Annotated in this window: 18 protein-coding genes; 5 read left to right on the top strand and 13 right to left on the bottom strand. The window is 69.6% G+C overall.

What is annotated here, in order from left to right:
- Nucleotides 1–64: 64 nt before the first annotated feature.
- Nucleotides 65–1,540, bottom strand: coding sequence for a transcriptional repressor NsdA (nsdA, locus tag ACZ7M2_RS43080; protein WP_471599958.1), 1,476 nt, complete (start codon nucleotides 1,538–1,540; stop codon nucleotides 65–67).
- Between the two features lie 458 nt (nucleotides 1,541–1,998).
- Between nsdA and ACZ7M2_RS43075 the strand changes: the two genes are divergently transcribed.
- On the top strand, nucleotides 1,999–2,661 hold the full coding sequence (locus ACZ7M2_RS43075; protein WP_471599957.1) for a bifunctional DNA primase/polymerase: 663 nt from the start codon (nucleotides 1,999–2,001) through the stop codon (nucleotides 2,659–2,661).
- Between the two features lie 106 nt (nucleotides 2,662–2,767).
- Here the strand turns inward: ACZ7M2_RS43075 and ftsY are convergent, their stop codons facing one another.
- Entirely contained in the window at nucleotides 2,768–3,976 is a 1,209-nt protein-coding gene (gene ftsY / locus ACZ7M2_RS43070) for a signal recognition particle-docking protein FtsY (RefSeq protein ID WP_471599956.1), read from the bottom strand.
- A gap of 151 nt (nucleotides 3,977–4,127) precedes the next feature.
- Here ftsY and ACZ7M2_RS43065 point away from each other — a divergent pair, with 151 nt between their 5' ends.
- Both ACZ7M2_RS43065 and ACZ7M2_RS43060 read left to right on the top strand, forming a co-directional pair.
- Complete coding sequence (locus tag ACZ7M2_RS43065) at nucleotides 4,128–5,594, top strand: cytosine permease (RefSeq protein WP_471599955.1); 1,467 nt, start codon at nucleotides 4,128–4,130, stop codon at nucleotides 5,592–5,594.
- Between the two features lie 45 nt (nucleotides 5,595–5,639).
- Nucleotides 5,640–6,611 carry an LLM class flavin-dependent oxidoreductase gene (locus tag ACZ7M2_RS43060; protein ID WP_471599954.1) on the top strand — a complete coding sequence of 324 codons (972 nt, stop codon included), beginning with the start codon at nucleotides 5,640–5,642 and terminating at the stop codon, nucleotides 6,609–6,611.
- A gap of 87 nt (nucleotides 6,612–6,698) precedes the next feature.
- On the opposite strand, the gene ACZ7M2_RS43055 is transcribed toward ACZ7M2_RS43060, so the two are convergent.
- The 4 genes from ACZ7M2_RS43055 to ACZ7M2_RS43040 all read right to left on the bottom strand — a co-directional run bounded on the left by ACZ7M2_RS43055 (nucleotide 6,699) and on the right by ACZ7M2_RS43040 (nucleotide 13,210).
- The gene (locus tag ACZ7M2_RS43055) at nucleotides 6,699–8,117 is read right to left on the bottom strand and encodes a sugar porter family MFS transporter (RefSeq protein WP_471599953.1); all 1,419 of its coding nucleotides are present in this window, start codon (nucleotides 8,115–8,117) and stop codon (nucleotides 6,699–6,701) included.
- 252 nt (nucleotides 8,118–8,369) lie between these two features.
- Nucleotides 8,370–12,128, bottom strand: a complete 3,759-nt coding sequence (locus tag ACZ7M2_RS43050) for an AAA family ATPase (protein ID WP_471599952.1) — start codon at nucleotides 12,126–12,128, stop codon at nucleotides 8,370–8,372.
- 215 nt (nucleotides 12,129–12,343) lie between these two features.
- Complete coding sequence (locus ACZ7M2_RS43045) at nucleotides 12,344–12,547, bottom strand: hypothetical protein (protein ID WP_028802434.1); 204 nt, start codon at nucleotides 12,545–12,547, stop codon at nucleotides 12,344–12,346.
- Between the two features lie 381 nt (nucleotides 12,548–12,928).
- Entirely contained in the window at nucleotides 12,929–13,210 is a 282-nt protein-coding gene (locus ACZ7M2_RS43040) for an acylphosphatase (protein ID WP_054235378.1), read from the bottom strand.
- A 140-nt stretch (nucleotides 13,211–13,350) separates the two neighbouring features.
- Here ACZ7M2_RS43040 and ACZ7M2_RS43035 point away from each other — a divergent pair, with 140 nt between their 5' ends.
- Nucleotides 13,351–14,340, top strand: coding sequence for a CAP domain-containing protein (locus ACZ7M2_RS43035; protein ID WP_471599951.1), 990 nt, complete (start codon nucleotides 13,351–13,353; stop codon nucleotides 14,338–14,340).
- 287 nt (nucleotides 14,341–14,627) lie between these two features.
- On the opposite strand, the gene ACZ7M2_RS43030 is transcribed toward ACZ7M2_RS43035, so the two are convergent.
- The gene (locus ACZ7M2_RS43030; protein ID WP_471599950.1) at nucleotides 14,628–15,236 is read right to left on the bottom strand and encodes a flavodoxin family protein; all 609 of its coding nucleotides are present in this window, start codon (nucleotides 15,234–15,236) and stop codon (nucleotides 14,628–14,630) included.
- Between the two features lie 101 nt (nucleotides 15,237–15,337).
- Here ACZ7M2_RS43030 and ACZ7M2_RS43025 point away from each other — a divergent pair, with 101 nt between their 5' ends.
- Complete coding sequence (locus tag ACZ7M2_RS43025; RefSeq protein ID WP_471599949.1) at nucleotides 15,338–15,751, top strand: winged helix-turn-helix transcriptional regulator; 414 nt, start codon at nucleotides 15,338–15,340, stop codon at nucleotides 15,749–15,751.
- Here the strand turns inward: ACZ7M2_RS43025 and mutM are convergent.
- The 6 genes from mutM to coaD form a co-directional block, all read right to left on the bottom strand.
- Nucleotides 15,741–16,625, bottom strand: a complete 885-nt coding sequence (gene mutM, locus ACZ7M2_RS43020; RefSeq protein WP_471599948.1) for a bifunctional DNA-formamidopyrimidine glycosylase/DNA-(apurinic or apyrimidinic site) lyase — start codon at nucleotides 16,623–16,625, stop codon at nucleotides 15,741–15,743. The genes ACZ7M2_RS43025 and mutM overlap by 11 nt on opposite strands.
- Before the next feature lie 179 nt (nucleotides 16,626–16,804).
- Nucleotides 16,805–17,662 (bottom strand): ribonuclease III, encoded by an 858-nt coding sequence (gene rnc, locus ACZ7M2_RS43015; RefSeq protein ID WP_060895408.1) that lies wholly within the window; start codon nucleotides 17,660–17,662, stop codon nucleotides 16,805–16,807.
- Between the two features lie 19 nt (nucleotides 17,663–17,681).
- Nucleotides 17,682–17,855 (bottom strand): 50S ribosomal protein L32, encoded by a 174-nt coding sequence (gene rpmF, locus ACZ7M2_RS43010; protein ID WP_006139588.1) that lies wholly within the window; start codon nucleotides 17,853–17,855, stop codon nucleotides 17,682–17,684.
- Nucleotides 17,856–17,857: 2 nt separating this feature from the next.
- A complete protein-coding gene (locus tag ACZ7M2_RS43005; RefSeq protein ID WP_471599947.1) occupies nucleotides 17,858–18,511 on the bottom strand; it encodes a YceD family protein in 654 nt (217 codons plus the stop codon).
- 172 nt (nucleotides 18,512–18,683) lie between these two features.
- A complete protein-coding gene (locus ACZ7M2_RS43000) occupies nucleotides 18,684–19,757 on the bottom strand; it encodes an ATP synthase F0 subunit B (protein WP_471599946.1) in 1,074 nt (357 codons plus the stop codon).
- A 99-nt stretch (nucleotides 19,758–19,856) separates the two neighbouring features.
- On the bottom strand, nucleotides 19,857–20,336 hold the full coding sequence (gene coaD, locus ACZ7M2_RS42995) for a pantetheine-phosphate adenylyltransferase (protein WP_471599976.1): 480 nt from the start codon (nucleotides 20,334–20,336) through the stop codon (nucleotides 19,857–19,859).
- Between the last annotated feature and the right edge of the window lie 21 nt (nucleotides 20,337–20,357).

Here is a 20,357-nt window from a genome sequence, read left to right as displayed (position 1 = left end):
GGGCGGTTCGGGACGACCGGCCGTGGCCGGGGTACTGGGATCGGACCGCTTCCGCGGCCCGGGCTCAGACCGCTTCCGCGGTCTCGGGAAGGTCGACGGCGAGCTGCTCGGTGAGGTCCACGACCTCAGCGAGGTCACCGAAGTCGCGGACGGCCGCGTCGACCGTCTTTCGGATACGAGTGTTGACGCGCTCGGAGCGCACCTTCTTGGCGATCGCCATCGCGTCCTTGGCCAATACCGCACTCTGCTCGGGCTCGCGCCGCAGCAGGTGCACGGTGGCCATGCCGATGAGATTGAGTGCGTACGAACGCTGGTGCTCGCCGTCCTTGGCGAAGAGGTCGACGGCCTGCTGCATCAGGGGTTCGGCGAGCGAGGCGTACGTGGGGCTGCGGCCCGCGACGTAGGCCAGGTCGCGGTAGGAGTGCGAGTTCTCGCCGTGCAGCTCGGCCAGCGAGAAGAAGCGGATCCAGTCGGGGTCCGGGTCGTCCCACTCGTGAACGTCCTCGAAGCTGTCCTCGGCCATCCGGACGGCCCGCTTGCACTTTCCGGGCTGGCCCATGTTCGCGTAGGCGCGGGCCTCCATCGCATACAGCATGGCCTGGGTGCGCGGGCTCGCGCAGTCACGGCTTCCGTACTGCGCCAGATGGATGAGTTCGAGCGCGTCGTCGGGCCGGCCGAGATGGATCATCTGGCGACTCATGCTGGAGAGGATGTACGAGCCCAGTGGCTTGTCGCCCGCCTCCTTGGCGGCGTGCAGGGCGAGCACGAAGTACTTCTGCGCGGTGGGTTGCAGCCCCACGTCATAGCTCATCCAGCCCGCCAGCTCGGCCAGCTCGGCGGCGACCATGAACAGGCGTTTGCTGGTCGCCCCGGGCTGCGGCTCCTGGAGCAGGTCGGTCACCTCGTGCAGCTGGCCGACGACCGCCTTGCGGCGCAGACCGCCGCCGCACTGGGCGTCCCACTGGCGGAACATCACCGTGGTGGACTCCAGCAGGTCCAGCTCGGGCTGGGAGAGCCGGCCGGGGCGGCGCGCGGCGGCCGGGGACTCGGGCTCCTCCTGGGGCGCGGCGGGGGAGGGCACCAGCCACCGCTGCATGGGCTCGATGAGGGCGGGGCCCGCGGCGAGGGCCAGCGAGCTGCCGAGGAAGCCACGCCGCGCCAGCATCAGGTCACTGCGCGAGTACTCGCTGATCAGCGCCACGGTCTGCGGGCCGGTCCAGGGCAGGTCGACACCCGACACGGACGGTGACTGATGGGCGGCACGCAGGCCGAGGTCCTCGACGGCGACCACACAGCCGAACCGCTCGGAGAACAGCTCGGACAGGATCCGCGGAATCGGCTCGCGCGGATTCTCGCCGTCCAGCCAGCGGCGCACCCGTGAGGTGTCCGTGGAGATGTGATTGGCCCCCAACTGGCGGGCCCTTCGGTTCACTTGCCGCGCCAGCTCGCCCTTCGACCAGCCACTGCGCACGAACCACGAGCCCAACAGCTCATTCGGGCGCTTGTCAGCGTTCGTACCGCTTCCGCCGTTGCCGCCCACTGGAACGCCCCCATCCCTGAGACCACTTGTACGCTGCGTGCGCCAAGCCCTATCAGAATGCCGGTAAATACGGCCGCGCGTCCGGCAGTTCTCACCCTTCGAACGGGAAGCCGACTTGCCTCCGGCATACCCACGAGTGCATACGTCCCCAGGACTCGTGCACTCAAAGTAATCCTACGATCACGCGTCCAGCCATGGCGATCCCGGAAACGCCACCATTCGCCACCCCTTCGAATGAACTCCTGATCGCCTGTACGCGATTCACTTGACATAGGACAGCCAGAAGTGGCGAAACGATGCATTCGAGGGCGCACGCCGCCGGGTACACCACCCGGGACGCTTCCGGGCGCCGCCGGGATCGCGTCGCCAACCGCGTGACATCCGGGCACGGGAACACACTGAGTGATGTTCCGCGTTCATGGCGTAACCGTCGACGCGTTGGACCCGTTGGAGGGGGCATGGGCTTCACGATCGGCAGCAGTCGGGGAATGCGCGAAAGCCGGCCCGGCACCCGTCGCCGCGGCCGCTCGTCGGAGTGCACCGCGGTGGCCGAGTTCACGGGGCTGTGGGGCTGGGACGTGGTCCCCGGCGCCCGGGCCGCCGCGGGCGCGTGCTCCTGCGGCAAGGCCGGCTGCCGCACGCCGGGGGCGCATCCGCTGGACTTCGCGCCGGTGCTCGAAGCAGGCGCCACGCTCGACGAGGTCTCCGAGACCTGGGGCGAGTTCCCGGGTGCCGCGGTGATGCTGCCGGTCGGCCGCGCGTTCGACGTCATCGAGGTCGCCGAGGCCGCCGGGCGCCGCGCGCTCGTCCGCCTGGAGCGGATGGGCCTGCCCACCGGGCCGGTCACCGCGACCCCGGACGGCCGCGCCCACTTCTTCGTCGCCCCCGGCGCCGCGGCCGAGCTCCCCGAGCTGCTCTACCGGATGGGCTGGGACGACGCCTCCCTCGACCTGCACGGCCTCGGCCCCGGTACGTACGTCACCGCCCCGCCCTCCGACCGCGCCGGCCTCGGTCCGGTCCGCTGGCTGCGCTCCCCCGCCCTGGACTCGGCGACGAAGCCGCCACAGGCGCGGTTGCTGCTCGGGACGCTGGCGTACGTGGCACACCGGTCGCGCGCGTAACGACACCGATACCGATACCGACCTACACAGCGAAGCGCCCGCCCCCCGGACTGCACCTCGGGGGCGGACGCTTCCAGAACCACCTACCAACTTCGGAAGGTGGGGGTCACTCTCCGATAAGGGCGTCAACGAACGCCTCCGGCTCGAACGGCGCCAGGTCGTCCGCGCCCTCGCCCAGGCCCACCAGCTTGACCGGCACGCCCAGCTCGCGCTGGACCGCGATCACGATGCCGCCCTTCGCGGTGCCGTCGAGCTTGGTCAGCACGATGCCGGTGATGTCGACGACCTCGGCGAAGACGCGGGCCTGCACCAGACCGTTCTGGCCGGTCGTGGCGTCGAGGACCAGCAGCACCTCGTCGAGCGGGGCGTGCTTCTCGACGACACGCTTGACCTTGCCGAGCTCGTCCATGAGCCCGGTCTTGGTGTGAAGTCGTCCGGCCGTGTCGATGAGGACGACGTCGGCGCCCTCCTCGATGCCCTCCTTGACCGCGTCGAAGGCGATCGAGGCGGGATCACCGCCCTCGGGGCCCCGCACGGTACGGGCACCCACGCGCTCGCCCCAGGTCTGCAGCTGGTCGGCGGCGGCGGCACGGAAGGTGTCGGCGGCGCCGAGCACCACGTTCTTGCCGTCGGCGACGAGGACCCGGGCGAGCTTGCCGGTGGTGGTGGTCTTCCCGGTGCCGTTGACACCGACGACCATCACGATGCCCGGGGTGTCGAGGTTCGAGTCGGTCTTGACCGTACGGTCGAACTCAGGGACGAGAAGCTGCAGCAGCTCCTCGCGCAGCAGGTTGCGCAGTTCGTCGGGCGTCCGCGTGCCGAGCACCTTCACGCGCTCGCGCAGCCGCTCGACCAGCTCCTGGGTGGGCTGCACGCCGACGTCGGCGGTCAGCAGCGTGTCCTCGATCTCCTCCCAGGTGTCCTCGTCGAGGTGCTCGCGCGAGAGGAGCGTGAGCAGCCCCTTGCCGAGCGCGTTCTGCGAGCGCGAGAGGCGGGCGCGCAGGCGCACCAGGCGCCCCGCGGTCGGCTCCGGGATCTCGATCGCGGGAGCTTCGACAACGGGTTCGGGTTCCTCGACGACGACCGGCGCGGCCGAGCCGTCCGGGAGATCCACCTCCTCTATCGTCCGGCGCTCTTCGTCGTGCGGGATCTCGGCCTCGTCGCCGATGTGCGGCTCGGCCGGAGGGGCGGTGATGTCGGGCGTGGTGGGGGGCGCCGGGGGCAGCGGCTTCTTGCGGCGACTGCCGATGACGAGCCCGCCGAGTGCGCCGATCACGACCACGGCGATGACTACAGCAAGGATGACGGTTTCCATAACGCTCCCCAGTATCAGTCATCCCCCTGCCGGGAGGGGCTCTCCGTGTCATCGGAGGGATTCCGTGGCTTTCCCCGGGAACACGCGCCTCGCCGGCCCCGGGCACGCCTTGCAAAAGCATAAAAAACGACACAAAGTATGCTTAATTGCCATGAGGACCACCGACCGCTCCGATGGCGCCCTCGACACATCCGCGCACCATGTTCTGGAAACCCGGGGCATCGAGCCCGTCCCCGACGCCGAGCGACACGCGAAGACCCGCGAACTCCTTCCCACCTGGATCGCCGCCAACATCACCGTCCTGCTGCTGACCATGGGCGCGGCGCTGGCCGTCTCCTACGGACTCAACTTCTGGCAGGCGCTGGCCGTCGGTCTCGCGGCGCCGGTCGTGTCGTACGGCCTGGTGGGTCTGGTCGGCATCGCGGGCAAGCGGGGCGGCGCTCCCGGCCTGACCCTGTCCCGCGCGGTCTTCGGCCAGCGCGGAAACCTCCTGCCGGGTGCGCTGATCTGGATCGCCCGCTGGGGCTGGGAGACGATCAACGCGGTGACGGGCTCCTACGCCCTGCTGACCATCCTGAACGTGCTCTTCGGCATCAGGAGCAACACGTTCCTGATCGTCGCGACGCTGCTGGCCTTCGTGGTCGGGACGTTCGCGATCTCGGGCCTCGGCATCAGCGCCGTCCGCACGTGCAGCACGTGGGCGACGTGGCTCTTCGGCGGCTTCTCCGTGCTCGTCCTCGGCCACCTGGTGGCGGACACGGACTGGGGCAGGGTCTTCGGACAGCCCGCCGGCCCGACACCCCTGATGATCACGGGGGTCGGACTGATCGCGGCGGGCGGCATCAGCTGGGCGCCGTCGGCGCCGGACTTCACGCGCTATCTGCCACGTACGGCCTCGCCGACGGCGATCGTGCGCAATTCGGTGACCGGCGCCTGCGTCGTCGTACTCCCCCTGATCCTGATGGGCGCGGTGATGGCGGTCTCGACGCCGGACCTGGCCTCGGCCGCCGACCCGGTCTCCTTCGTCGGCACGATCCTGCCGCTGTGGATCGCGGTGCCCTACCTGCTCATCGCTCTGGTCGGCATGCTGCTGATCAACGCGATGTCGATGTACTCGGCGGGCTTCACCGCGCAGACCCTCGGCATCAAGGTGTCGCGGCACCGGGCGGTCGCGGTCAACGCCGTGATCTCACTGGTCCTCGGCGGCGTCCTGATGCTGGTCGCGACCTCCTTCATGGGCTCGTTCATCGCGTTCCTGTCGCTGCTCGCGGTCGCGTTCTCGGCCTGGGTCGGCGTCTTCGGCGCGGACATGCTGCGCCGCGCGGAGTACGACGCCGGGGCCCTGCTCGACACCACGCGCACCAGCGCCTACTGGTACCGGGGCGGCTTCAGCCCGGCCGCGGTCGCCGCGTGGGCGCTCGGGCTCGGCTCGGGCCTGCTGTTCAGCACGTCCGACTGGTTCACGGGACCGCTGGCGTCGAACAACCCCGTCGGCGAGTACGGCCTCGGCTGGGTGGCGGCCGTCGCGGCCTCCTTCCTGCTGTACGCCGTACTGCCGAAGCCCGCGGTGGCGCCCGTGGCGCGGCCCGCGAAAGGGTCCGCGACTATGGCCGTCTGACGCACCGTCAGCTACCGTCCCCCTCCACACCGAAGGGGGGCTTCCATGCCCGTAACCGTCGTGCGCTTCAACCTCGTCGACCCCGCCGCCACCCCGGCGTCGCTGAGCGCCCGCTACAAGGCGGCCATCGAGATGGCCGCCTACGCCGACGACCGCGGCATCACCACCGTGCAGACCGAGGAACACCACGGAGTGGCCAACAACTGGCTGCCCTCACCGTTCGCCTTCGCGGGCGCGGTCTTCGGAGCGACCCGGCACCTCGCGGTCACCGTCTCCGCGGTCATCGGCCCGCTGCACGATCCACTACGCCTCGCCGAGGACATCGCCGTGCTCGACCTGCTCAGCGGCGGCCGACTCGTCACCGTCGCGGGCATCGGCTACCGGCCTGAGGAGTACGCCCTGTTCGACGTCGACTGGACGCGGCGCGGTGCGCTCCAGGACGAGCTCCTGGAGACGGTGCTGAAGGCGTGGACCGGCGAGGAGTTCACCTACCGGGACCGTACGGTACGGGTCACACCGCGCCCGTTCTCCGACCCGCACCCGCTGCTGCTGGTCGGCGGCTCGTCCAGGGCGGCGGCCCGGCGCGCCGCCCGGCTCGGGCTCCCCTTCTTTCCCAGCGCGCACCTCCCCGAGCTGGAGGCGTACTACAAGGAGCAGCTCGTCGAGTACGGCACCGAGGGCTGGACCATGATGCCCGCCGCCGAGACCCCGCTGCTGCACATCGCCGAGGACCCGGACCGGGCGTGGGCCGAGTACGGCGGGCACTTCCTGCACGAGGCACGGACGTACGCCTCCTGGCAGTCCGGTGACATCCGCTCGGCGGTGAAGTCGGCTGCCACGACGGTCGAGGAACTGCGCGCGGAGGGCGTGTACCGGATTCTGACCCCCGACCAGTGCGTGGCGCAGGGGCTCGACAACCACGTGCTGCACCCGCTGTCCGGCGGGATGCCGATCGACGAGGGCTGGCGCAGCCTGCACCTGTTCTGCGAAGACGTACTGCCCCGGCTCGGTGATTGAGCCGGGGCAGTACGTCTTACGGGTACGAGGAGAGGGGCAGCGGGGACTTGGCCCTTCTCCTCGAGTCTCGGGGCCTCTTCAGGAGGCTCAGCCCATTTCCTCCAGCGTCTTGCCCTTGGTCTCCTTCACGTACTTGAGCACGAAGGGGATGGAGAGCGCGGCGAAGATCGTGTAGATCACGTAGGTCGCGGAGAGGTTCCAGTCGGCCAGCGACGGGAAGCTCGCGGTGATGGCCCAGTTGGCGATCCACTGCGCGGAGGCGGCGACGCCGAGGGCGGCGGCGCGGATCCGGTTCGGGAACATCTCGCCGAGGAAGACCCAGACCACGACACCCCAGGACAGGGCGAAGAAGAGGACGAAGACATGCGCGGCGATGAGGGCGACCCAGCCCTGCGTCGACGGCAGCTTGCCGTCCACGAGGTTGTACGAGAAGGCCCAGGCCTCGAGTCCGAGACCGATGACCATACCGACGGAACCGATGAGGGCCAGCGGCTTGCGGCCGATCCGGTCCACGAAGATCATCGCGATCACGGTGCCGATGATGTTGATGATCGACGTCGTGAACGAGTAGAAGAACGACTCCGAGGGGTCGACGCCGACCGACTGCCACAGCGTCGAGGAGTAGTAGAACGCGACGTTGATGCCGACGAACTGCTGGAAGACCGAGAGGCCGATGCCGACCCACACGATCGGCTTGAAGAAGAAGCTGCCGCCGAGCAGGTCCTTGAAGGTCGACTTGTGCTCGCTCTTCATGGCGTGCTCGATCTCGGCGACGCGGGCCGTCAGATCGATCTTGTCGCCCTCGACCTCCTTGAGCACCTCACGGGCGCGGTCTTCCTTGCCCACGGAGATCAGGAAGCGCGGCGACTCGGGGATCGCGAAGGAGAGCAGACCGTAAAGGACGGCCGGGACGACCATGACACCGAGCATGACCTGCCAGGCCTCGACGCCCATCAGCTTGCCGCGCTGGTCGCCGCCGGCGGCGTTCAGGATGCCCCAGTTGACCAGCTGCGAGATGGCGATGCCGATGACGATCGCGGCCTGCTGGAAGGAGCCCAGGCGTCCGCGGTACGCGGCCGGGGAGACTTCGGCGATGTAGGCGGGGCCGATGACGGAGGCCATACCGATGGCGAATCCGCCGATGATGCGCCAGAAGGCGAGGTCCCACAGCGCGAACGGCAGCGCGGAACCGACGGCGCTGACCGTGAAGAGGACGGCGGAGATCTGCATGCATCGGATGCGGCCGATGCGGTCGGCTATGCGGCCCGCGGTCGCCGCGCCGATGGCGCAGCCGATCAGCGCGATGGCGATGACCTGGGCCAGGGTCGCCGAGCCGATGTCGTAACGGCTACGGATCGCCTCGACGGCACCGTTGATCACGGCACTGTCGTAACCGAACAGGAAGCCGCCCATTGCGGCCGCCGCCGCGATGAAGATGACATGCCCGAGATGTTCGGGGTGAGCCGTCCTGGCTCCTGGTTGGGGTGCCTGCGCGGTGCTGGTCACGTGTAACTCCTCGGGCACCCGGCCTCGCTGCCGGGGGTGTGGGGGCAAGCCCTTCGGTGGTGGTACCAGTGGCGCACAACTTCGCAGCCCCCACCACCTGAAGGTAAAAGCAACGTTGCAGAGACTATGCCTTCAAGTATCGAAGTCAACAGTTCGTAAGCTGTGAATTTTCCGCACCCAAGCGGTCATCGACCGTTCACTACTTGAATCCAACTAGAAGCCCAGGTCAAGACCGGTGTGCACTACACGCATCTAGCGGAGCCGCTGGCTGATGACCTTCGACACACCGTCGCCCTGCATGGAGACGCCGTACAGCGCGTCGGCGACCTCCATCGTCCGCTTCTGGTGCGTGATCACGATCAGCTGCGAGGCCTCCTGCAGCTCCTGCATGATCCGGATCAGCCGCTGCAGGTTGGTGTCGTCGAGCGCCGCCTCCACCTCGTCCATCACATAGAACGGACTGGGCCGCGCCTTGAAGATCGACACAAGGAGCGCGACGGCGGTGAGAGACCTCTCCCCACCGGACAGCAGGGACAGCCGCTTCACCTTCTTGCCGGGGGGCCGTGCCTCGACGTCCACGCCCGTGGTGAGCATGTTGTCGGGGTCGGTCAGGATCAGTCGCCCGTCCCCTCCCGGGAACAGCCTGCTGAAGACACCCTCGAACTCACGAGCGGTGTCCCGGTACGCCTCGGTGAAGACCTGTTCGACGCGCTCGTCGACCTCCTTCACCACCTGCAGCAGATCGGCCCGCGTCTTCTTGAGGTCCTCCAGCTGCTCGCTGAGGAACTTGTGACGCTCCTCCAGCGCGGCGAACTCCTCCAACGCCAGCGGATTGACCTTCCCCAGCTGTGCGTAGGCCCGCTCAGCCGACTTGAGCCGTCGCTCCTGCTCGGCACGGTGGAAGGGCCGGGGCTGGTTGCGCGGGTGCTCCGGGTCCTCGGGCAGTTCCTCGCCCTCGGCGGGGAGCGAGGGCGGCACGAGCTGGCCCGGACCGTAGTCCGCGACAAGCCCCGCCGGTTCGACACCGAGCTCCTCCAGCGCCTTCGTCTCCAGCTGCTCTATCCGCAGCCGCTTCTCGGCACCGAGTACCTCGCCGCGGTGAACCGAATCCGTGAGTTTGTCGAGCTCCGCCTTGAGATCGCGGCCTTCGTTGCGCGCGGCGACAAGATCCTGCTCACGGCGGGCCTTGGCCGTGTCGGCTGCGGTGCGCTCCTCCTCGGCACGGCGCAGTGACACCTCGACGTGCGCCAGGAGTTGCCGCGCCCCGGAGGCAACGGCCTCGGCGACCGCCGCCTCGTGCTGCAGCCGGGCCCGCCGCTGCTCCGCACGCGCGCGTGCCTCACGTTCCGCCCGCGCGGCCCGGTCGAGCCCGTCGGCCCGTCCCGCCAGCCCCTTCACCCGCTCCTCGTGCGTGCGCACCTGGAGCCGGGCCTCCATCTCGGTCTGCCGCGCGTTGGCGCCGTCCGCGGCGAGCCGATCCCGTACGGCCGTGTCGGGCTCCTCCTCGACGGGCATCTCCTCCGCCACGGCGAGCCGCTCCGCCAGCTCCTCGGCCTCCTCCACGGCCCGGTCGAGCGCCTCCTGCGCCCGCGCCGCGGCGGCGGTGCTCCGCTCGGCCTCCCCGGCCGCGCCGCGCGCCTGCCCGGCCAGCCGCCCCAACTGCTGTGCCACGGACGACTTCTCGCGCTCGGCGGCCCGTCGCCGCTCCCCCAGCTCCTCGACGAGCGCGGCCCGCTCCCCCCGCTCCTCGACGGCCCGGTGCTGCGCCGCGCCGAGTTCCTCGCACCGCACGGCGAGCTCCTCGAGCTCGGCGGCCGCCTCGTCGACGGACGCCTGCACTTCGAGGAGACTGGGCGCCCCGGCGGACCCACCCTGCGCGAAGTGCGCTCCGAGCAGGTCCCCCTCCGCGGTGACCGCGGTCAACTCCGGCCGCGCGTCGACCAGATCCACGGCGTCCTCGAGGGTGCCGACCACGACGATCCCGCGCAGCAGCCGCCGTACGGCAGGCATGAGCTCGGCGGGACCACGGACGAGGTCCGCGGCGTACGGCGGCCCGGTGGGGGCCGTCCGCGGCGCCGCGTCACCGGAGGCGCCGTTCGCGGGCAGAGCCCCTGGGGTGGCCCTTGGGGTTACGTCGTCCGGAGAGGCCGCGGACGGACTCGTACCGTCGGATGTGTCACGCCCGTCGGGGTGACCCCCGATGGGCACCCCACCGGAAGCGATGTCACCCGCCGCCCGGTGCTGTCCGGTGCCGTCGATGCCCCTGGCCTCGGGCGCCCCCGCCTCCTCCGGAGCCCCGGCCAGCAACAGGGCCGCGCGGCCGGCGTCCTGCTTGCGCAGCAGGCGGATGGCTTCGGCGGCCGAGGCGGGGGTGGTGACCGCGATGGCGTCCGCCGCGGCGCCGAAGGCGGCGGCGAGCGCGACCTCGTGGCCGGGGGTGACGGACAGCAGCTCGGCCGCGGGGCCGAGGAGGCCCGTGAGGCGGTCCCTGGCCCCCAAAAGCGCCCCCGTGCCGTCCTTGCGGCGCAGACCGAGGGCGAGGGCCTCGTGGCGGGCCTGGGTGGCGGCGCGCCTGCGTTCGGCCGCTGTGGCCGCCTCACGGGCTGCGCTCAGCGCGGCCTCCGCCTCGGACAGCGCCCGCTTGGCCGCCTCGTGCCGCTCCGTCAGTTCCGCGTCGCCCGCGTCCAGGCCATCGACCTCGGCCTTCAGCTGCTCGTACTCCTCCTGCGCGGCGAACGCCCGCTCCTGGGCCTCGTCCCGGGCGACGGCGAGCCGGTCGATCTCGGCCTGGGCGGAGGCGGCCCGCGAACGGGCGGCGTTGACCTGGCCGTTGAGGCGGGCCAGGCCCTCACGGCGGTCGGCGATGGCGCGGGCCACGTCCTTGAGGCGGCGCTCCTCGACGGCGAGCTCGCGCTCCAGTTCGGCCCGGTGCGCGACCGTGTCCTCCAAGGCGTGCTCGGCCGCCTCCAGGGCCGCTTCGAGCTCGGCCTCCTGCTCACGGATCCGCGCCGCCTCGCGCTCCATGTCCTCGGGGTCGCGCCCGCGCCGCTCCTCGGCGGGCGCCGAAGTGGCGCTCTTCACCCGCGCGTCGGCCAGCGAGATCGTGCCGCGCACCCGCTCGGCGAGCTGCGAGAGCTCGTACCAGGTCTGCTGGGCGCGCTGGAGCCGGGGCGTGAGCTGCCGGACCTCGTCCTCCAGGAGCGCCTCCCGCTGGAGCGCCTTCTTCAGTTCGGCCTCGGCGGTTTCCTTGCGTTGCTTGAGCGCGGCCTCGTCGGCGATCTCGGACTGGAGCGCCTGCCGCAGTCGTACGAGATCGTCGGCGAGCAGGCGCAGTCGGGCGTCGCGCAGGTCGGCCTGGATGACGGCGGCACGACGGGCGACGGCGGCCTGCCGGCCCAGTGGCTTGAGCTGGCGGCGCAGTTCGTCGGTGAGGTCCTGGACGCGGGCCAGGTTCGCCTGCATCGCGTCCAGTTTCCGCAGCGCCTTCTCCTTGCGCTTGCGGTGCTTGAGGACGCCCGCCGCCTCCTCGATGAACGCGCGGCGGCCCATCGGGTCGGCGTGCAGGACGGAGTCGAGCTGGCCCTGACCGACGATGACGTGCATCTCGCGGCCGATGCCGGAGTCGGACAGCAGTTCCTGGATGTCGAGGAGACGGCAGGTGTCACCGTTGATCTGGTACTCGCTGCCGCCGTTGCGGAACATGATCCGCGTGATGGTGACCTCGGCGTACTCGATGGGCAGCGCCCCGTCGGAGTTGTCGATGGTCAGGGACACCTCGGCCCGGCCGAGCGGCGGCCGCCCGGTGGTGCCGGCGAAGATGACGTCCTCCATCTTGCCACCGCGCAGCGACTTGGCCCCCTGCTCACCCATGACCCAGCTCAGGGCGTCCACGACATTGGACTTGCCCGAACCATTGGGGCCCACGACACAGGTGATGCCCGGCTCGAACCGCAGCGTGGTCGCCGAGGCGAACGACTTGAACCCGCGCAGGGTCAGGGCCTTGAGGTGCACGCCGCCGGACTCTACCTTTCGGGCCGGTCTCACTCCATGAACCCACGGTTTCACCCATGAACGTGCAGGGCACACCAGACGTTAAAGAGAGTGGGAGGGCACGCGGGGGAAAGAAGAAGGGACGCCGAAGAGGCGTCCCTTGCAATTCTGACAGCTGACAACTTAGCGGTTGACACGGGCAACCCAACCACTGCTGTCGTAGTGCGGTGCAGTGATCAGGTGAGCGCAGGCTCCGCCTGGGGTACGTCGATGCTCTCGAGAAGCGAGTCGTGAGAAGCGGCAGCCGCGAGCGCGTCGTTCTCGGCCTGAATCCGTACGAGCTCGGATTCGAGGTCCTGTACACGCTGCTGGAGCCGTCGCATCTCGGCGATGAGTCGCGGGTCGGAACCGCCGACGTAACCGAGAAGCGCCTTTGCCATGATGGATGGTCCTCCACACTGAGTGACCGACCGAAGCGGTGTGGGTCGTGAGGGATCGCACCCGCGATGCTTGACACTTACTAAATTTTTGCTGCGGTTCCACATGCCAAACAGCTAAGGTGCGCGGGGCTTTCAGCGTCTCACCAAAAAGTTTGACGGTCAACACGATCACGCCCCGTATTGGCGGGCAACCCGCTGTCGCGCGGCCCTTCGGACGGCTGCGCTGCGACTCCTGCGAGACCCGGGGGGCGTGGAGATCATCCTTCTCTGCGGAGCCTGCCACGCGGAGCCGTTCTTGGCAACCACCAGGTCATTTCTGCTTCTGGCAGGTGCCGGTGGCATGCCATACCGCTTCCGCCAGGGCCGTTGCGCACGTCGCCGTCACCGGATCGCGAAGCCGTCGTAGATCCCTCGGGGCGTGTCCCAGATCTCAGTGACTCCGTCCACCCGCCCGGGTGTGTCGTCCCCCTGTAGCCAGTCGAGCAGACCCTGGCATCCGGCCCGGGTTCCTTCCGCGACCACCTGGACCCGTCCGTCGTCCAGATTGAGAGCAAAGCCACTCAGGCCGCCGATCTCCAGCGCCTTGGCCCTCGTGAACCAGCGGAAACCCACACCTTGGACACGTCCGCGTACCCAAACGACCAGCCGTACAACCTCGTTCATGGGTGCACGCTAACCGGACAAAGTCTCTCGCAGCACTTCCTCCCCTCCCGCCATGCGGTACCGTCCCGACCCAATGAGTCTCATATGAAACTCACTCTTTCGGGTGAGGGACGCTGACCAAGAACGAGGAAGGCCAGGAGATGGGACGCCACGGACGCTCCGCCGTCGGCCGCGCCGCCACGGGCCGCGCCGCAGGGGTTACAGAGAATCACGGACCCCTTACGGAAAGCTACGGCCCGGAGAACCTGTACGGCTACGCCGCCGTCGCCGACCTCCCGCCGACCGGCGCCGCCCGCTCGCACCGCAAGCGCAAGACCGCGACGCCGGTTCGCACGGGTCTGCTCGGCGTCTCCGCGGCCGTGGCACTGGGCACCGTGGCCGTCGCCTCCGGCGTGCTGCCCGGCACCGAGAACTACTCGCTCGGTGGTGGCAGCAACAACTCCGACAGCGTGCAGGCCGTCGGGTCCCCGTCCAGCCAGGAGACTCAGCAGGGCGGTACGTCGGGCAGCGCGAGCGCGGACGGCCGCGAGGGCACCTCGACGAGCCGTGACGCCGACCGCGCCGCGTCACCCTCGGCATCGGCTTCGACCGCTCCCGCGACCTCGCCGGCCACGCCGACGACGGCGCCCTCCCCGGAGCCCACCAAAACCAAGCCGGGCAAGTCCGCCAACGCGAACAAGCCCGCGACTCCGCCCGGCCAGGCCTCGAAGACGAAGGCGCCCAAGACCACCGCCCCGGTCGACGTCTCCGCCCAGACGGCGGCCGAGACCGAGGTGCTCAAGCTGGTCAACGACGAGCGGGCCAAGGTCGGCTGCAGTCCGGTGGCGGCGAACAGCGCCCTGTCCGACCTCGCCCAGGCCTTCAGCGAGGACATGGCCGTGCGCGACTTCTTCGACCACACCGACCCGAGCGGGCTCAGCCCCTGGGACCGGGCGGCCAAGGCCGGGATCACCAGCCTCGGCGGCGAGAACATAGCCCGCGGACAGGCCGACGCCGCCGCCGTCATGGAGGCCTGGATGAACAGCCCCGGCCACCGCGCCAACATTCTCAACTGCGACTTCAAGACCCTGGGCGTGGGTGTGCACCTCGGCACCGGCGGTCCCTGGTGGACGCAGGACTTCGGCTACTAGCCGGCGGCCCACCCCTCACGACACGACGAAGCCGCGCCCCTCGCTGAACGATGGGGCGCGGCTTTGTCGTGCGGGCGTGGGCATGCGGGTGTGTGGCGCGTGCCGGCGTGGGCGGCTTCGTCGTGTGTGCGCAGGAACGTGGTGCGGGCGCGTAAACCTTTGCGTAAACGCTTACGCCAGCCTTTACGTGAATGTTGGCGCGGGCTCACGCAAGCCAGTGCGCGACCGTTTGCCCAGCCCGGCGCAGGCGTTTACGCGAGCGTTTACGCAAACGATTGCGCAAGCGCTTACGCGGCCACCCCGGCTACCGCCGCGCGCCCCAGCGCGACCACCCGCGCCGCCTCCGCGACCCGGCGCCCAAGGTGCTCCGCCGTGGCGATGTCGGCCTTGTGAACCGCCTCCGGACCCTCGTCGACATTGGTCTGGGCGGCGGCGCCGGCGAAGACGCCGAGGCGGTTGAGGTCGTGCTCGGAGGCCGACGAGCTGTTCCAGCCCGGGTGCAGACCGAGGTTGACCCAGTTCATGCCGTGCTGGGCGGCCAGGATCTGGAAGAACTGCAGGGTGTGCAGCTTGTCGCCGCTCTTGGAGCCGGAGTTGGTGAATCCTGCGGCGAGCTTGTCGCGCCAGTCCTGTCCGAACCAGCGCTTCGAGGACGCCTCGGCGAAGACGTGGAAGGCGCCGGAAGCGGTGCCCATATAGGTGGGCGAGCCGAACACGATCGCGTCCGAGGCGTCGAGCAGCTCCCACTGAGCGTCGGTGATCTCGTCGACGTTGATCAGGTGCGCCTGGGCGCCGGCCTCGACGGCACCGGAGCGAACGGCCTCGGCGAGGACGGCGGTGTGGCCGTAGCCGGAGTGGTAGGCGATGGAAACGACGGGGGTACTCGGGGTGCTCACGATGGGGACTCCTCCAGGTGGTGACAACGAACCAAAGGAAAGCACTAACTTCTAGTTAGTGCAACCTGATGGTTAGCGCTGCGTCGGAGTATGGTGAGCCCATGGAACCCAGCGTGCAGACCGCCGAGCGCGGTGAGTGTCAGGACCTGCCGTACAACGTGTTCGCACGCAGCTGCCCGTCCCGGGGCACGCTGGAGCACGTCACCGGACGCTGGGGATCGCTCACGCTCGGGGCGCTGCACGAGGGCACGTTCCGCTTCAACGAGCTGCGGCGCAGGGTCGACGGCGTCAGCGAGAAGATGCTCTCCCAGACACTGCACGCGCTGGAGCGCGACGGCCTGGTGCACCGCGAGGCACAGCCCACGAACCCCCCGCGCGTCGACTACGCCCTCACCCCGCTCGGTCGCGAGGTCTCCACGCGCCTGTTGGCCCTCATCCACTTCGTCGAGGGCCGCATGGACGATGTTCTGGAAGCCCGCGAGCGCTACGACGAGACCCGCGCGACTACGGAGTGACGCGCGGCGGGCGCTGGCAGCGCGGGCAGAAGTAGCTGGACCGGTTCATCCAGGCACGCCGTCGCATCGGCGTCCCGCACCGGCGGCAGGGCTCGCCCTCGCGGCCGTACGCGTCGAGCGAGCGGTCGAAGTAGCCGGACTCGCCGTTGACGTTGACGTACAGGCTGTCGAAGCTGGTGCCGCCGACGGCGAGGGCCTCGTTCATGACGTCGCGGACATGTCCGAGGAGTTCGGCGGTGCGCGGCCGGGTGAAGCCGGCCACGGGGCGTTCGTAGTGCAGTTTGGCGCGCCAGAGCGCCTCGTCCGCGTAGATGTTGCCGACCCCGCTGATCAGCGACTGGTCGAGCAGGGCGCGCTTGATCGTCGTACGCCGGGCGCGCAGGGCCGTGTGGAAGGCCGCGTCGTCGAAGAGGGGGTCCAGCGGGTCGCGGGCGATGTGCGCGATGACGTCCGGCAGGCCGTCCGGGGTGTTCTCGTGGAGGGAGAGTCCGCCGAAGGTGCGCTGGTCGACGAAGCGCAGCTCGGTGCCCTCCGCCCCGGCGGGGGCGGGCGTCCGGGTGTCGTCGAAGCGGATGCGGATGCGCAGGTGCTTCTCGTCCGGGGCGTCCTCCGGCTGCACCAGGAGCTGGCCGCTCATGCCGAGGTGCGCGAGGACGGAGAACGGGGAGTCGTCGAGGGGCAGCCAGAGGTACTTGCCGCGGCGCATGGCCGGTCCAACGCGGTGGCCCGCGAGCGTCTTCGCGAACCCCTCGGGTCCGGCGAGATGCCGCCGTACGGCACGCGGGTGCCGTACCTCGACCGAGGTCACGGTCCGCCCGCTGACCCACCGCGCCAGGCCGCGCCGCACGACTTCGACCTCGGGCAACTCGGGCACGGGACTCCTCCGCAGGGGCGGGCACGGGAACGACGCCCGAAGGTTACCTCGTGCTCGCGTCACCCGGACGGGGGCCCAGGACGCGCGGGCACACGCCGCATCAGGCCCCTGTCGCGGCGCGGACGCTGCGGCAGGGGCCTGATGCTTACGAAGGTGCTTTCGAAGGTGCTACGAAGGAATCAGGCCGTGGCCGAGTCGCTCGTCGGAGCCGAGGGGGCGTCGGTGGTCCCCTCGGCGGCCTGGGCAGCCTGCTCGGCGGCCTGAGCCGCTTCCTCGGCGGCCTGGGCCGACTTCGCGCGTTCGTCCGCGGCGGCGCGGATGGCACGCCACGCGGACTCCGCGGCCTGCTGCTCCGCTTCCTTCTTGCTGCGGCCGGTGCCGGTGCCGTACGAGACGCCTCCGACGCGGGCGGCAGCAGTAAAGGTCTTCTCGTGGTCCGGGCCGGTCTCCGAGACCAGGTACTCGGGAACGCCGAGCCCCTCGGTCGCGGTGAGTTCCTGGAGACTGGTCTTCCAGTCCAGGCCCGCTCCCAGATTCGAGGACTTCTCGATCAGTGGGTCGAAGAGCCGGTGGACGAGTTCGCCCGCCGCGTCCAGACCCTGGTCGAGATAGACCGCGCCGATCACCGCTTCAAGGGTGTCGGCGAGGATGGATGCCTTGTCCCGGCCTCCCGTGCCTTCTTCGCCCCGGCCGAGCCGGATGAAGAGGCCGAGTTCGAGGCCGCGGCCCACTTCCGCCAGCGCACGCGAGTTGACCACCGCGGCCCGCAACTTGGCCAGCTGGCCTTCGGGCAGGTCGGGGTGGGTGCGGTACAGCGTGTCCGTGACCACGAGGCCGAGCACGGAGTCCCCGAGGAACTCCAGACGCTCGTTGGTCGGCAGACCGCCGTTCTCGTACGCGTAGGAACGGTGGGTCAGTGCACGCACCAGAAGGGCGGACTCGAGCTTGTACCCGAGCCGCCCTTCCAGAAGCGTGTGGGACGAGGCTGTGTTGTCCGCCTTTTTCTTGGCGTTTGGGTCCGCCTTGGCGTCAGACATCAGACCTCTCACCAGCCGCTCAGACCTCGAGGACCTGGCGCTTGTTGTAGGTGCCGCAAGCCGGGCACGCGATGTGCTGCAGCTTGGGCTCGTGGCAGCGCTCGCACGCAACCAGGGTGGGGACCGCAGCCTTCCACTGCGACCGGCGGTGGCGCGTGTTGCTGCGCGACATCTTCCGCTTCGGAACAGCCACGGCTACTTCTCCTGCTTCTCGTCGGCGTGCGCTGATGGAAGCGCGCCGCCGCTCATCTCGTCCTTCTCGCCATCTTCGAGTGAACCGGCGAGTCCCTGCAGTGCCGCCCAACGAATGTCGACGGCGTCGTGGTGGTGGTCCGGGTCGTCCGCGAGCCGCTCTCCGCATTCGGAGCACAGGCCGGGGCAGTCGTCCTGGCACACCGGCTGCATCGGCAGTGCGAGCACCACCGCATCACGCAGCACGGGTTCGAGGTCGAACAGGCCGTCCTCGATGAAGAGCCTGTCCTCGTCTTCCTCGGCGTCGTCGGCCGGCTCCGCTTTCACGCGGCCCCGGTCGTCGGCGTCAGGGTACGAGAACATCTCCTGGAATTCCGCTTCGAGCTGCTGCTCGAGCGGCTCCAGACACCTTACGCACTCCCCCTTGGCCCGTGCACGGGCGGTGCCTGTGACAAGCACCCCTTCCATGACCGACTCAAGGCGGATTTCGAGCTCCATCGGGGCGCCTTCCGGCACTCCGATGACTCCTTGGATCCCGAGATCCTTGGGGGCGTCGATCGTGCGGGTCAAGCGCTGCAGCGCGCCAGGACGCCGACCCAACTCGCGTGTGTCGAACACGAGAGGGTTGCGGTGGTCAAGGCGGGTGTTCAGAGCCATTCCTGCTTTCGATCTTCGAAGCTCAAGGGGATGCCACCCCTGGAGTTCCGTGGGCAGCTTTGATCGCGGACGTACACGCGACCGAAGAGCCAGGATACTGGACCTTTCGCTCTCGGCCCAATCCGGTGCCCAGCCGGTGCCCGGACCGTGTCCGTCCGGCGTCCGTCCGGGGTCAGCGGCCCTGTTCGTACGCCCGCAGCTGCTCGGCGCTGATCATGGTGGTGTCGAAGAGGCTGGTCTCGTCCAGGGCGTTCGCCATCGGGTCCAGGGCCCCCGGCTGCTGCTGCGGATAGGACTGCTGGCCGCTCTGGTCGTACGCCGCCTGCTGGTCGTAGCCCTGCTGCTGCGGGTAGGCGGCGTACGGGTCGGCCTGCTGGTAGCCGTACGCATCCTGCTGGGCGTACTGCTGCTGATAGCCGTAGGGGTCGGGCTGCTGCTGGTACGCGTAGGCGTCCTGCTGCTGTCCGTAGTTCGGCTGGGCCGGCACCTCGGGGGTCTGCGCGGGCCGCTCGGGGGCCTCCGAGAGCTCGGCGAGGCCGGCCAGGTAGTCGGAGTCGCTGGTGTGGTGGCCGGGCGTCCCGTCCTCCGCGAAGGTGCCCAGCTCGCCCAGGTCGTCGCTGGCGATACGGCCGTGCAGCTTCTGGCGACCCTTGCCGACGGCCTCCAGGGTCTTGGCGAGGACCGCCTCGAAGGCGCCGAGCTTGACGTCCACGTACGCGTCGGCGTCCCGGCGCAGGGTCTCCGGGTCGTGGCTGCGCTCGGGAGCGTCCTCGTCCTCGTAGCCCTGCTCGTCGGTGCCGGGGCCGGTGCCGAGGAGCTTCTCGCGGCCACGGCCGACGGAGCCGAGGGTCTTGGTGAGGACGACCTCGAAGTTGGCGAGCTTGGAGTCGACGTAGTCGTCGGCCTCCGCGCGGACCTCCTCGGCCTCCTGGCGGGCCTCGGCGAGGATGCGGTCCGCCTCGTTCTGGGAGCGGCGGGCGACCTCGGTGTCGGAGATCAGAGAGCCGCGCTGGGCGTGCGCCGACTCGATGATCCGCTCGGCCTCCTGGCGGGCCTGCTCGACCATCTGCTCGCGGCCGCCGATCAGCTCCTCGGCCTGCGCCAGGGAGCCGGGCAGCGCCTGGCGCACCTCTTCGAGCATCGAGAGCAGCTCGGCGCGGTTGACCACGCACGAGGCCGACATGGGCATCGAACGGGCGCTGCCGACCGCCGCGACGATCTCATCGAGCTTCTTCTGCACGTCCACCGTGTGCTCGCCACTCTCTACAGCTGTGATGGAGACGGACGGGTCGACTGTACGACCACTCCCGCCCCGCCCGACACCTGGTGACGCACTGTCAGGCACTCAGCTCTTTCCGAGCCGTCCCCTGAGCGCCTCCAGGACGACCCCCGGCACCAGATGGGAGATGTCGCCGCCCCACTGGGCGACCTCCTTCACGAGCGAGGAGGACAGGAAACTGTAGGTGGGGCTGGTCGGGATGAACAGCGTCTCGACACCCGAAAGGCCGTTGTTCATCTGGGCCATCTGGAGCTCGTAGTCGAAGTCGCTGACCGCCCGCAGACCCTTCACGATGGCGGGGATGTCGCGCTGCTTGCAGAAGTCGACGAGGAGGCCGTGGTAGGCCTCGACCTCGATGTTGCCGTACTCGGCGGTGACCTCGCGGATCAGCTCGATCCGCTCGTCGACGGTGAACAGGCCCTGCTTCGATTGATTGATCATCACCACGACGTGCACGACGTCGTAGAGCCTGGAAGCGCGGGCGATGATGTCGAGGTGTCCATTGGTGATGGGGTCGAATGACCCCGGACAGACGGCGCGGCGCAACTGTGGTCCCTCGCTCTCCGG

It is taken from the genome of Streptomyces sp. NPDC111507 (genome assembly GCF_055638955.1).
The sequence above is the reverse complement of the archived record's forward strand: the minus strand, read 5'-3'. Positions and strand labels throughout refer to the sequence as shown.